Genomic DNA, 11,941 nt, shown 5'->3' with positions numbered 1-11,941 from the left:
TTTTTCGAGAGGCTCAAATGATCTGGTATGATCAAAGATCATTTTGGATATCCAGAGGCTGGGTGAAAAGATCATCAATTTACCAAATACCTCCGGGTGTGAGAGGCCAGCATAAAAACTAATTAAGCCGCCCATAGAACTTCCCCCAATACCGGTGTGTTCAAAATCAGGAAGGGTTCTGTACTGTTTGTTGACATACGGAATAAGTTTCTTGAGCATAAACTCGATATAAAACTTGCCTTTCCCCTTACCAAACTTCGGGTGTTTATATGGAAGGTATTCAATAATCCGTTCCTCTTCTCCGTGGTCTATAGCAATAATTATTATATCGCTGAATCCTTTTTCCGCAAGCTTGGCCATTGACTTATCCACAGCCCAGTCGCCAAAAGGGGCTAGCGGATTGAACAGGTTCTGGCCGTCCTGCAGGTAGAGAACAGGGTAGCGTTTATCGGTTTTATAATAATCGTATGGTAAGAGAGCGGATATCTTTCTGGTGGCATTTAACTGGGGAATCTCGTAGGCTTCTTCTACAACTTCAATGTTAGGCTGAAAGTCGGTCATCGTCATAAAATGTCTATTAAAAAACGAAAATACACCAATATGATTTCAAATTTCAGCATCTTGTTGGGAATATATGAACAATGAGATGGGGATTAGTTAATTCACTAACCGAGAAGGAAATTCTGCTCAAAATACATGCTCGGTTTTCTTCTATGTTTTTCTTAAGCCTAAATCCATGGATGCGGCAATAATCATGTGCTATATCCCACTTCTTTATTGCGAATCTTTAATTCGCTTAAATTTAGTAACTTCTATGTTGACAAATAAAAACACGACGATTATATAACAGGCGAATCAATTAGCTGATTTAAGAAACCCCACTAAACAAATTGACCAAATTCAACAATAAATTTGACGCAAAAGGAAAACAAAATGAAATTAGGCGCATTTTCAATAAGCCTTATTGTCAAGAACATTAAGGCTTAAAAGAAGTTTTACAAATCTATACGATTTAAAGTATTTGCAGGGGCCTTTGAACAGAATTATCTCATAATGAAAATCAAAAAAAAGTGGTTCTTGAGGTGATTGGCCAGTGTAGAGATGTTTACGAACATATTATTATTAGAGCTGTGGAGTTAGAGAGAAGGTAACGATTGCTTATTACACAGAAATTTATTCTGGAAATTTAAAAGTTTATTTAGTTTAGTCGATAAATGAAAGACATTGAAAACAGGAAGGATATAGAACATTTGGTAAACGAGTTTTACGCTAAGGTTCTTAAAGATGAAGAAATAGGATTCTTTTTTAACGAAATAGTGCATATAGACTGGAAAAAGCATTTTCCAATTATGTATGATTTCTGGGAAACCATATTATTTGATACCATGAAGTACAAAGGGAATCCCATGACTAAACATATTGTGCTTAGTAAAAAGGAGCCCATGACATCAGAGCATTTTGAAAGGTGGTTATTGCTTTGGAATCAAACGGTTAATGAAAATTTTACAGGTGACAGGGCTTCTGAGGCAATAAAAAGGGCTAAGATGATAGCAGATCTTATGAAATATAAAACAGCTAGTAAGGATAATTAAACTCGAAAATAATCCTATAGGAGTTTATAAAAAGTTTTTGCTAAATTCCCGGAAATTAACATACATAGAACTATTAATAATTCAAATTATGAAAAAAATACTAATTACAGGATGCAGTTCGGGATTCGGTTTTAGTTCAGCTAAATATTTTGCGGAAAAAGGCCATCATGTTTATGCCACTATGAGAAATATCAATGGGAAAAATGCCGCTCCTGCTGCTGAATTGAAGGATTTTGCAAATTCCAAGGGGGTCAAATTAGAGGTATTAGAAATGGATGTAACTTCAGATGACAGTGTTAAATCTGCGGTAGACCAGATTCCTGTCGTGGATGTTCTGATTAATAATGCAGGACTTGGTTTTGGTGGAGCTTTGGAGGCATTCTCATCAGCTCAATGTTTAGATCAATTAGATTTAAATATAGTAGGTACACTTCGTGCTGCTAAAGCTGTGCTGCCCGGTATGCGTTCGCGCAATTCCGGATTAATTATTCAGGTTAGTTCCATTGCCGGACGAGGTGCTTTTCCAGGGTTTGGTGTCTATCATGCAAGTAAATGGGGATTGGAAGGGTTAAGTGAAGCAATGCGCTATGAATTGGCTCCATTAGGTATTGATGTTGTGATTGTGGAACCAGGACCGTTCTCAACAAATTTTTTCGGAAACATAGTTCCGGCTACTGATGATGATATCGCCACAGCATATAAACATGTAGGAGAATTTTTTGAGGGCTTTGGGAAACAAGTAGAGGGTATGTTCGAAGACCCAAATGCTCCTACAGATCCGATGATTGTTGTGAAAATTTTTGAAGATTTAATCAATAGTCCAGCTGGTAGCCGTCCGTTAAGGACCATTGCCGGACTAGACTTTGGTTTTCAGGCATTGAATGATGCGGTAGAACCTCTTAGAAAAGCAAGTCTCGAATCGATGGGATTAGCAGGTTGTGATGGCCCTGCGGCTTAGAAATTCAATTAACCCAAAAAACTGATCGCAGAAGAACTGCATGTAAAATTTTATATCTAATAGCTATCGTTAGACCCGCCTAAGGCGGGTTTAATTTCAACAGGCAGGCAGTCATGGCAGGAATCATCACCTGAATAGTGTCTTCTATTCAAAATTTACACTTTATGACCTCAACAAAAAAACAATTCGCAACACCATAGATGGAGTTAAAACTAAAACTTATATCAATCCTTATGATGCATCTAACCCAAAAATTTAATTTTTAATAAAAAGAGGCGTAAAAATAAATAGAGCAATTAAAAAGAAACCTTGAAGAACAAAGAATAGAATTTACATAGTAACGCTACTAATTTTAAGGAATAGAAAAAAATGATAAAACCCAGCGTTGTTAACTCATTAATAGTATGGAACTTGATATAAAAAAAAGAATTGAACATGGATACGCGGACTCCAGTGGTGTTAGCATTCACTTTGCCGCCCTGGGTTCTAACGAGAACCCTTTGATAGTTTGCATTCATGGCTTCCCTGATTTCTGGTATTCCTGGAAGGACGTTATGGATAGCTTATCTAACGATTATTATGTTGTGGCTATTGATCAGAGGGGCTATAATCTCTCCGACAAACCAAAGGGAGAAAAAAACTATAACATTAGCTTTTTAGTGGGTGATGTAATCTCCGTGGTACATCATTTAGGTTTCAAAAAGTCTATTCTCGTTGGACATGATTGGGGTGGCGCTGTTGCGTGGGCGCTAGCCATGATGAAACCGCAAGTCGTGGAAAAACTAATAATTCTGAACTCTCCGCATCCCAGGGGCTTAAGACACGAATTGGCGACGAATCCTGAACAACAAAAAAACAGTCAGTATGCCCGAAGTTTTCAAATGGAAGGGGCAAGTAAATATCTCACCGCTGAGAAATTAACGTCGATGTTAAGCGATAATATGAATGAAAAAGAATATATCGAGGCACTTAACCGCTCAGATTTTGAAGCTATGCTTAATTACTATAAGCAAAATTATCCCAGGGAACCGTATAAATTGGATCGATCTCGTGTAGTTAAAGTTAAAGCCCCTGTTCTACTTATTCATGGACTTGATGATAAATTCCTTCTTGCAGGGGCCCTTGATAATACCTGGGAATGGGTGGAAAATGACTTAACGCTGGTTACAATTCCAGGGGCCGGACATTTTGTTCACCATGATAAACCTGAAATAATAAATAGAACAATTAAGATGTGGTTGAACAGATAATTACCTATTTACGACAAAATGCATCTTATAGATTAAAATTTCAGCAGATTTTTATATTGACTTCTTTAATATGAAAATTGGTTTAAAAAATAGAGTCTTGAGGTTAAGTTAATTAAAACAAGAGCTTAGCATTAGAGGCTTTTTATCGGTGATTTATCCGCCAGGCCAAAATCCCTTCTATTGCATTTACAGAATTGGTGTCGTCCTGGGGTCCCCAACCAAATTTCCAATATCCTCCGCGCATAGCCCAGGTCCCTATACCTACTGTGGTACGATGAAGTTCACTGTAACCTTATTTGCCTGTTTTCATAACTGTGATTTTGAAAAGTAATAAAGATACTTATCCTATAGTATAAATCCATATGAAGTTCCTTGTCTTGTTTTACTATGGCTTTAGTACATTTTTTAATCTTAGCTTCATGGTTATTTAGATGAATAAAAACCGCTATTTTAGCTCGACAACCATTATACCTATATGCGATTACTTTTTTGTTTTTTTGTTTTTTTGTTTTTGGGGGTTAGTTCCTTTTATGCGCAAGTAGTGAATATAGAGTCTGCCAGAATGCAAACCGATACTGTAAGATTTGTTTTAAGTAATGATTTTACATTCAGGTACAACAATAATGACGGGAACTATATCTTCGAAGTAAATGATGCCCTATACGCCCAACTAAAATCAAAGGATTTTCGGAAATTATATTTTTTGCTAGGCAATTTTGGCCTTATCCGTTCCAAAGGAGAGGATTTTTCAAATAGCTGGCTTCTGCATCTAAGATTTAATTATAGACTTACCGGTGTAACAAGACTTGAAGCCTTTGTTCAAAGTCAGGGCAATCAATTATTAGATGTAAGCGGCAGACATCTGTTAGGCGCAGGGTTGCGATTTAAGGTAAAAATAGGTGACCATATAAGGTTGTATTTAGGAAATTCCTATATGTATGAACTTGAAATAAGCGATACGCTAAACCAAAAGTTTTATAACAACAGGAATAATACCTATTTGTCATTTTCAGCTGTGCTGCCAAAGAGCAAAATAAATATTACCAATATATTCTATTATCAGCCCCTATATAAAGATATTAGTAATTATAACCTCTCCGAACAGCTAAGAATTGAAGTTCCGCTTAGTGAAAAAATAAATGTGAATACCTCATATTATTATTATTTTGACAGCCAGACTCCTAATAACAGATCACAATTCACTTCGACTATTTATATTGGCGTTGGAATTACCATTTGATGGCTTAAAGATTAATTATTTACCATCTTTACAAAAAGAAAATTTTAATTCCTTTTAGTTTACAAGCGTTGCGGGTAAAATACATTGAATTATTTCAATTATACCATAGTAAGTATTAGGCCCAAAGTTGTATCTTTATTTGTTCATCACCTAAATAATCTAAATTTCAAAATATGGATAATTCTGGAAATACCTTAATAGGTTTAATTGCGGGCACAGCCATTGGCGTTGCCTTAGGGGTACTCTTTGCGCCTGATAAAGGAGAAGTAACAAGAAAAAAATTGGCCGACGAAGCCGCTACAGCGCAGGCCAATCTGTCTGAAACTGCCGCAGACCTTAAAGAAAGGGTTATGGACACTTTAAGCTCTGATCCGAGTGCCCTGGAAAATGGAATTGAGGGTCTAATCTCCAATGCAAGTTTTAAGGCGGAAGATATTATTTCTGCATTAGAAAAAAAGTTGAGGGAATTAAAGGCTAAAAACAGGAAATTAAAGAAATCTACTAAATGAGCGTACTAGAATCCCTTGACCAGACTTCAAATAAAGCTATGAACCTTGGTGAAGAGTATTTAACGAAGACACAAGAGTATTACGAACTTAAAGTTTTTCAGCAGCTCACTGCCACTACTGCAATGTTCTGCAAAGCGGCCATAGTGGGCAGCCTGAGCTTTTTGGTAATTATTTTGTTGATAGTTGCCGGTACTTTAGCATTGGGCAACCTTATTGGAAATATGGTTTATGCCTGTTTGATTAGTGCGGGTATTTTATGTGCCGTTGGAGCTATTGTCTATGCCTTTAGATCTCGAATAGAAAACCTGATTATTCGGTCAATGTCTAAACAATTTTTCGATTAAATGAGACAATATAAAAATAAAGATGAAATAAATCATGCGCTAAAACGGCTGAGTCTTGAAAGACAGATTGCATGGGAAGAAATAAAGGGTCTTAAAGAAGATTTTAAAGAGAGTATACAACCTTATAACTGGTTTGGACCTATTTTATCTTCAGCGAAGCAATATGGTATTCTTTATTTTATACGTTTACTGTTTAAAAAGAAAAAATAAGAATAATTTTCATTTTAGTTCAATTGTGGCTAGGTTTAAAGAACCAGCCCAAAATTGAATTGTTATAAAGAGTTTGGTCTTCGCATTATTCCTTTGTTTCCTCTTTTTGACTTCCTGTAAAGAGAAAAAATCAAATAAATGACCAAATCAGAATTCCATCGATAAATAATTAGGCTAATACGGACAATAAAACCCACCCTTCGTCCCATCCTACTATGACCCTTTGTTGAAAAACAATAAAATTGTTCGCTTTAGCTTAAGCGCAATTAATTAACCTAAAACATAATAAAATGAAAAATTTAGTACTTTATTTATTTCTATTTTTTGCATTTTCAGTAAATGCACAGGATTTCTACTGGACCTATTACAATTTTAATGTAGAACCTAAAGATGAAGCAGCCGTTTTAAAATTAGTCGAAGATTATTTTAAAGAGCATAAAAAGGATGGTGTTACCGTTCGTTTTTTTGAAAACCACTTTAATGACAGTGGCAATAATTATAGCCATTCCATAGGGTTTTCTGGTTCTTTGGATGCTATGGGGAATCAATATTCCGGGACTCAAAGTGATGCATGGGATCTGTTTTTAACCAGGGTAAACCAACTTATTAAAGATTCGTTCAGCTCTTCCATGGGAACAATAATTTCAACTTATGGCGCTTTGGACACCTTATATCCCATACAAAATTATATCTATCTTCATGTCAATGATACTGACGCCTTTTTAACTGCCCGGAAAAAATACTTTTCAAAATTTAGTTCGGACGCCAGGCTGACCGTTTTAGGGAAACTTACTTCGGGGCGTTCTCCGGATGGGGAGACCCATATGGTAATCCAGGGTTATAAAGATTTTAAATCTGCAATGGGTGGCATGGATGGTCTTCTTTCCCCCGAACAGGTTGATGCCCGCCAGAAAGCCTGGAAAGAATTTGGTGAGACCAATGGGGGAGTAAAAGTGATCCGGACCGGGACAAGAATCCTATTAGGTAAATGGTAAAAAACAATATTAAAAACATAGCCCCCTTCTATATGAGGGGGTTTCTGTATTGTTGGAATCAAAACATCCTCTTATTTCCTTAAAGATTTAGTTCCGTCCTATTGTACATAAATAAGAACCAAGCTCAGAAAAATCTGATATCATTAATTTTGGATGTAAAGATTTTTACAATCACAAATTGAAATAATGATGAAACTTGGTTTAAAAAAGACAATTATACTCCTTTTTAGTCTATGGAATTTAATCCCTATTTTTAGTTATTAATTAAATTAATCAACCAAGTGCATGAAAAAAATTCTAAGTTATTTCAGTATCATTTTTTTTATTTTGTTTCTTTCTAATTGTGGTGATAAAAAACCTGATGAGGAGTCGGCCGATAAAAAGGACCGCAATATGTTCGGGCACTATATTCCGCGTGGATTGACTATTAAGTCAGACAGTCTGATGCCTGGTTTTGCAATGTTTTCACCTTCTAATTCGCCATATACGTACCTGGTCAACAGAAATGGAGAAGTAGTTCATGAATGGAAGGGGAGTTATGCTGCATTTAACACCTATCTTTTGGATGACGGTTCCGTTCTACAAGGCGCTAATGATCCTGATTATCCGGTATTTGGATTTGGTGGGCCTTATGGAAGGATACAAAAAATAAGCTGGGAAGGAAAAATGTTGTGGGATTTTGAATACGCAGATACTACACAAATTTTACATCATGATTTTGCGGTAATGCCCAATGGAAATATCCTGGCTTTGGCTTATGAAACCTCATCTTATGAATATGCACTTGCCCTTGGACGAAAACCAGAATATATTCCAAGATCCGGGCCATGGATGGAAAAAATTATAGAAATAGAACCGCAAGGTGCCAGAGGTTTTAAAATTGTTTGGGAGTGGCGTGTGGAAGACCATTTGATTCAGGATTTTGATGAAACCAAGCCCAACTATGGAAATCCGCAAGAACATCCGGAATTATTCAATTTTAATCTCGGTGATTCCATTCCTGCTCGTATAACCCAGGATAGTCTGGACATATTAAAAGCCATGGGACGGGGTGGAAGAAACCTTACTCTTGATAATCCGCATTCAGATATTTACCATTTTAACGCTTTAAATTACAATCCTGAACTGGATCAGATTGCATTTAGCTCTCCTGAATTGAGTGAAGTTTATATAATTGACCATAGCGTAACAACCGAGGAAGCAGCCGGTCACCGGGGAGGAAAAAGTGGAAGAGGAGGAGATTTACTGTACCGATGGGGTAATCCTGAAAATTACATGCAGGGCGACTCCACGGACCGGAAGCTTTATTACCAGCACGATATTCGCTGGATTGAAAAAGGGAAACCAGGTGCCGGAAATCTTACCCTTTATAACAATGCTATCCCAATGGGGCCGGATAGCCTGAGTTACTCAGCTATACATGAATTAAATCCGGTTATGACAGAAGATGGCAATTATGAAATGTTATCCAATGGCCGTTTCGGACCTGAAGAACCTGTATGGAACTATGTAGCCAAAGATACCATCTCATTTTACGGGAGTTTTATTTCAGGGGCACATCGTATGGAAAATGGGAATACGTTTATCAATGAAGGGCCCAAAGGTCGTTTGTTTGAAGTTACACCAGACAGGGAAGTAGTTTGGGAATATTTAGTGCCCTATCGCGGCAACATACATAAACCCAATGGTGAACCCAGAAATATGATGCGAATGACCTATAGTACTTTTAGGGCGACTTTTATACCTGCAGATCATCCTGCTTTGGAGGGAAAAGAACTAAAACCAATAGATCCTCAACCCGAGCCATTTGTGATGCCACCACCACCACCTGAAGAAGATAAGAAAGAGTGATTTAGTATTTTTATAACTGCCTATTTGCAATATTCTAGCTCCGTAGTTAAATATTAGTTTAATTTTAATAGTATACTATGAATGGAGTTGATGTAGTAATGGTAATTGCAATAATCCTTTTCGCAAGACTCGGGGTGCGGTTACTTATGGGCTATCAAAAAATGAAAAAAGGCAAAAAAGATGATTCTGACAAAGAGGATGCGTAACGGATATAAATTTTCCTGCCTTTTCGCTCAAAGAAATCTACTAAAAAGTACCCTTCCCAGAGAGCGCAAAAATTCGTTATAAGTTCTATGATCAAATTCTTTTATATATTTAGGCAGTTCCTGGATATACAATTATGACCAAAAGAATAGGAATTCTTATTATCTGTTGCCTTTGTCTGAGTGCCTGCCAGACGAAAAAATCGGACCTTAACGAGGCTGCAGTAAGTAGGGATTTTGAAGAAATTGTGGCTGATGGAAAACTAAAGGTCCTGATTGCCTATAGTGCTACAAGCTACTTTTTGTATCGCGGGCAAACCATGGGTTATGAGTATGACTTACTACAACGTCTTGCCAAACAATTAAACCTGGAATTGGAATTAAAGGTGTCCAGGAATCTCGATGAGATGCTGGATGAGTTAAAAAATGGCAGCGTAGATCTTGTAGCACATGGATTAGCAATTACCCAGGAAAGGAAGAAGGAGGTTGCTTTTATTGACTATTTATACCTTACCAAACAAGTTTTAGTACAAAGAAAACCAGATAACTGGCGTAAACTAACGATTGATAATATAAAGGAAGCCATGATTCAGGATCCTATTGAACTCATAGGGGACACCGTAAGTGTAAGAAAAAATTCCTCTTATTTTAAAAGGCTGCTAAATCTTTCTAAGGAAATTGGGGGCAATATAATAATAGATTCGCTTAAGGGTGCTCTTTCAACAGATGAAATCATTAAACTGGTAGTAGATAAAAAAATAAAGTACACTGTCGCCGATGGGAATCTGGCAAAGATTAACGCCTCACACTACCCTATTTTAGATGTAAGCATCCCTGTAAGTTTTTCTCAACGTATTTCCTGGGCCGTCAGGAAAAATTCTCCTGAATTACTTGAGGCCATAAACAAGTGGATTAAAAAAGAAAAAAAGGGCTCTGATTATTATGTTATCTACAACAAGTATTTTGAAAATAAAAGAAGCTTTAATCGGCGGGCAAAAAGTGAATTTTACAGTCTTAATAATCAGCAGATCAGCGCTTATGATGAACAAATAAAAGAACATGCCAAAGAATTGGGATGGGATTGGCGACTGTTGGCTTCATTAGTTTATCAGGAATCCCAGTTTCAACCGAATGACAGTTCCTGGGCAGGCGCTAAAGGCTTAATGCAGATGATGCCATCTACTGCCAAAGAACTTGGAGTTAAGGACAGAGAAAATCCGGAGGAAAGTTTACGGGGGGGAGCCGCTTATCTGGAACAACTATCCGGAAATTTTGAGATGGTAAAGGATTCAGTGCAACGGATAAAATTTGCTATGGCTTCCTACAATTGCGGTTACCAACATGTAAAAGATGCCCAAAACCTTGCAGAATTAAACGGCCTGGACAAATACACCTGGGATGCTAATGTTGATAAAATGATACTTGCACTCAGTAATCCTCAACACTACAACAATGAGGTGGTTCAATACGGATATGTACGTGGAACGGAAACCTATGATTATGTTACAGAGATCTTCAACCGCTATAATCTGTATAGTACTTTAGTAAACTAACCCGGCAACAATAAAAACCAATTACTAAGATCGACTGTCCTTAAAGTGATTTTTGAATTACAGGCTATTCCTCGTAATGGTATAAATCAGCCAATTTATAGATCAGAAAATTAATTATGTCCTCATCGCTTTCTCCATTGAGGTACATTCTAAATGCGGAACCGGCCTGCTCTTCTTTAAAAAATTCCAAATCATCTGAGCCGTATTGGCTAAATGCATTCCAGGACTTAAGGCCTTCCAGTATCTCCCTGTGCGCAATATATCTTCTCCTTGCGAGCTCCAGATTATTACGGAAGCTTCTATTATTACGATTACCTATTTCTCCTTTTTGAGAATTTAATCTTAGATAATCTTGTTGAATACGATAGTCTGCTTCCTCGGCCTCTGTGATGATCTTAAAATAAGCCCGGGAAATTAAGGAATTATACTTTTCCTGAAAAGACGCATTAGCAATGGTTTCCGAAAAATTATCCCCCACAAGAATTCCCGGATCTTCGGTGCTTGAATAATACTCTTTAGTGTCATTAGCTACAAAAAATTCATCTTGTTCCAAAGATCTGTTCCAGGCTTCAGATTTTATGGTCTCTTTCCATATCTTCCGGTACTCTCGTTCAAAATTGGTCTGTGATGAGGAACAAGCTCCAGCCAAAAAAACTAAAAGAAGAAAACGAAAACCTTGAACAACTATATGAACTCCTGCTTTTCTCATTATAAGGAAAATCTTATTTACGCAAGAGCAGATTATTGAGAATAAATGATAAAGAAAAGGGGAAGGTTAAAAACCTTTGGCAATATAAGAAAGAATTACCTTCTCTCATATTAAAATTAGGCCATTAAGAAGGAACAATAAATCGAATTATTAGTAGATGCCGCAAATGGTCCCTGCATTTCAGAAAATACGTGACTCAGGCAAGCTGCCATAATTCTAATAAGGTTACTTATTTTTATCAGGCGGGTTGAAGTTTTGGCTCAATTACATAATACATTTTCATCATGCCTTTATTTTTAACTTTCATTTTGCCCCTATATTCACATTCAAATTCCTCTTTTATCAATTCATAGGTGTTTTCAGAGATATTAATTTTGCCGGTTTCTGAATTCGTTTCCATCCGGGCAGCAACATTTACAGTATCTCCCCAAATATCATAGGCAAATTTTTGGGTGCCCACTACTCCTGCTACAACAGGGCCCGTATTAATCCCAATACGGATTTCATAAGGCATAATATTGTCTTGA

The 11,941-nt window shown here is 36.9% G+C and carries 14 protein-coding genes; 11 read left to right on the top strand and 3 right to left on the bottom strand.

All coding sequences use genetic code 11. The annotated features are described in order from the left end of the window. Positions 1-567, bottom strand: a 567-nt coding sequence (locus tag Q0X66_RS14080) for an alpha/beta hydrolase-fold protein (RefSeq protein WP_297707477.1), incomplete at its 3' end; no start/stop codon positions are given. Between the two features lie 647 nt (positions 568-1,214). Between Q0X66_RS14080 and Q0X66_RS14075 the strand changes: the two genes are divergently transcribed. The 11 genes from Q0X66_RS14075 to Q0X66_RS14025 all read left to right on the top strand — a co-directional run bounded on the left by Q0X66_RS14075 (position 1,215) and on the right by Q0X66_RS14025 (position 10,705). After that, positions 1,215-1,592, top strand: coding sequence for a group III truncated hemoglobin (locus tag Q0X66_RS14075; RefSeq protein WP_297707476.1), 378 nt, complete (start codon positions 1,215-1,217; stop codon positions 1,590-1,592). Between the two features lie 88 nt (positions 1,593-1,680). Then, complete coding sequence (locus Q0X66_RS14070; RefSeq protein WP_297707474.1) at positions 1,681-2,550, top strand: SDR family oxidoreductase; 870 nt, start codon at positions 1,681-1,683, stop codon at positions 2,548-2,550. 404 nt (positions 2,551-2,954) lie between these two features. Further along, the gene (locus tag Q0X66_RS14065; protein ID WP_297707472.1) at positions 2,955-3,800 is read left to right on the top strand and encodes an alpha/beta hydrolase; all 846 of its coding nucleotides are present in this window, start codon (positions 2,955-2,957) and stop codon (positions 3,798-3,800) included. Between the two features lie 541 nt (positions 3,801-4,341). Next, positions 4,342-5,040: a DUF481 domain-containing protein gene (locus Q0X66_RS14060; protein WP_297707470.1), complete on the top strand. Its 699-nt coding sequence runs from the start codon at positions 4,342-4,344 to the stop codon at positions 5,038-5,040. A 173-nt stretch (positions 5,041-5,213) separates the two neighbouring features. Next, positions 5,214-5,549, top strand: coding sequence for a YtxH domain-containing protein (locus tag Q0X66_RS14055; RefSeq protein WP_297707468.1), 336 nt, complete (start codon positions 5,214-5,216; stop codon positions 5,547-5,549). Beyond that, positions 5,546-5,893, top strand: coding sequence for a hypothetical protein (locus Q0X66_RS14050; RefSeq protein WP_297707466.1), 348 nt, complete (start codon positions 5,546-5,548; stop codon positions 5,891-5,893). The genes Q0X66_RS14055 and Q0X66_RS14050 overlap by 4 nt, the downstream gene beginning before the upstream one ends. After that, on the top strand, positions 5,894-6,103 hold the full coding sequence (locus Q0X66_RS14045) for a hypothetical protein (protein ID WP_297707464.1): 210 nt from the start codon (positions 5,894-5,896) through the stop codon (positions 6,101-6,103). It abuts the gene before it with no gap. Positions 6,104-6,393: 290 nt separating this feature from the next. Continuing rightward, entirely contained in the window at positions 6,394-7,098 is a 705-nt protein-coding gene (locus tag Q0X66_RS14040; protein WP_297707462.1) for a hypothetical protein, read from the top strand. Between the two features lie 285 nt (positions 7,099-7,383). Continuing rightward, positions 7,384-8,949 (top strand): aryl-sulfate sulfotransferase, encoded by a 1,566-nt coding sequence (locus tag Q0X66_RS14035; RefSeq protein ID WP_297707460.1) that lies wholly within the window; start codon positions 7,384-7,386, stop codon positions 8,947-8,949. 77 nt (positions 8,950-9,026) lie between these two features. Continuing rightward, the gene (locus Q0X66_RS14030) at positions 9,027-9,155 is read left to right on the top strand and encodes a hypothetical protein (protein WP_297707458.1); all 129 of its coding nucleotides are present in this window, start codon (positions 9,027-9,029) and stop codon (positions 9,153-9,155) included. A 134-nt stretch (positions 9,156-9,289) separates the two neighbouring features. Continuing rightward, entirely contained in the window at positions 9,290-10,705 is a 1,416-nt protein-coding gene (locus Q0X66_RS14025; RefSeq protein ID WP_297707456.1) for a transporter substrate-binding domain-containing protein, read from the top strand. A 64-nt stretch (positions 10,706-10,769) separates the two neighbouring features. On the opposite strand, the gene Q0X66_RS14020 is transcribed toward Q0X66_RS14025, so the two are convergent. Continuing rightward, positions 10,770-11,414 carry a hypothetical protein gene (locus tag Q0X66_RS14020; RefSeq protein ID WP_297707454.1) on the bottom strand — a complete coding sequence of 215 codons (645 nt, stop codon included), beginning with the start codon at positions 11,412-11,414 and terminating at the stop codon, positions 10,770-10,772. Between the two features lie 238 nt (positions 11,415-11,652). Continuing rightward, on the bottom strand, positions 11,653-11,941 hold a 289-nt coding region (locus tag Q0X66_RS14015), incomplete at its 5' end, for an adenylate/guanylate cyclase domain-containing protein (RefSeq protein ID WP_297707452.1).

The sequence above is a fragment of the uncultured Eudoraea sp. genome, assembly GCF_947260015.1.
In the GTDB taxonomy this organism is placed as follows: Bacteria; Bacteroidota; Bacteroidia; order Flavobacteriales; family Flavobacteriaceae; genus Eudoraea.
Note: the sequence above shows the minus strand (reverse complement) of the source record. Positions and strands in the feature narration are given on the sequence as shown.

Coding starts and splice junctions, on each gene's coding strand:
- Q0X66_RS14040 (WP_297707462.1), top strand. CDS start 6,394: ATGAAAAATTTAGTACTTTATTTATTTCTATTTTTTGCATTTTCAGTA.
- Q0X66_RS14070 (WP_297707474.1), top strand. CDS start 1,681: ATGAAAAAAATACTAATTACAGGATGCAGTTCGGGATTCGGTTTTAGT.
- Q0X66_RS14065 (WP_297707472.1), top strand. CDS start 2,955: ATGGAACTTGATATAAAAAAAAGAATTGAACATGGATACGCGGACTCC.
- Q0X66_RS14020 (WP_297707454.1), bottom strand. CDS start 11,414: ATGAGAAAAGCAGGAGTTCATATAGTTGTTCAAGGTTTTCGTTTTCTT.
- Q0X66_RS14050 (WP_297707466.1), top strand. CDS start 5,546: ATGAGCGTACTAGAATCCCTTGACCAGACTTCAAATAAAGCTATGAAC.
- Q0X66_RS14045 (WP_297707464.1), top strand. CDS start 5,894: ATGAGACAATATAAAAATAAAGATGAAATAAATCATGCGCTAAAACGG.
- Q0X66_RS14075 (WP_297707476.1), top strand. CDS start 1,215: ATGAAAGACATTGAAAACAGGAAGGATATAGAACATTTGGTAAACGAG.
- Q0X66_RS14030 (WP_297707458.1), top strand. CDS start 9,027: ATGAATGGAGTTGATGTAGTAATGGTAATTGCAATAATCCTTTTCGCA.
- Q0X66_RS14025 (WP_297707456.1), top strand. CDS start 9,290: ATGACCAAAAGAATAGGAATTCTTATTATCTGTTGCCTTTGTCTGAGT.
- Q0X66_RS14055 (WP_297707468.1), top strand. CDS start 5,214: ATGGATAATTCTGGAAATACCTTAATAGGTTTAATTGCGGGCACAGCC.
- Q0X66_RS14035 (WP_297707460.1), top strand. CDS start 7,384: ATGAAAAAAATTCTAAGTTATTTCAGTATCATTTTTTTTATTTTGTTT.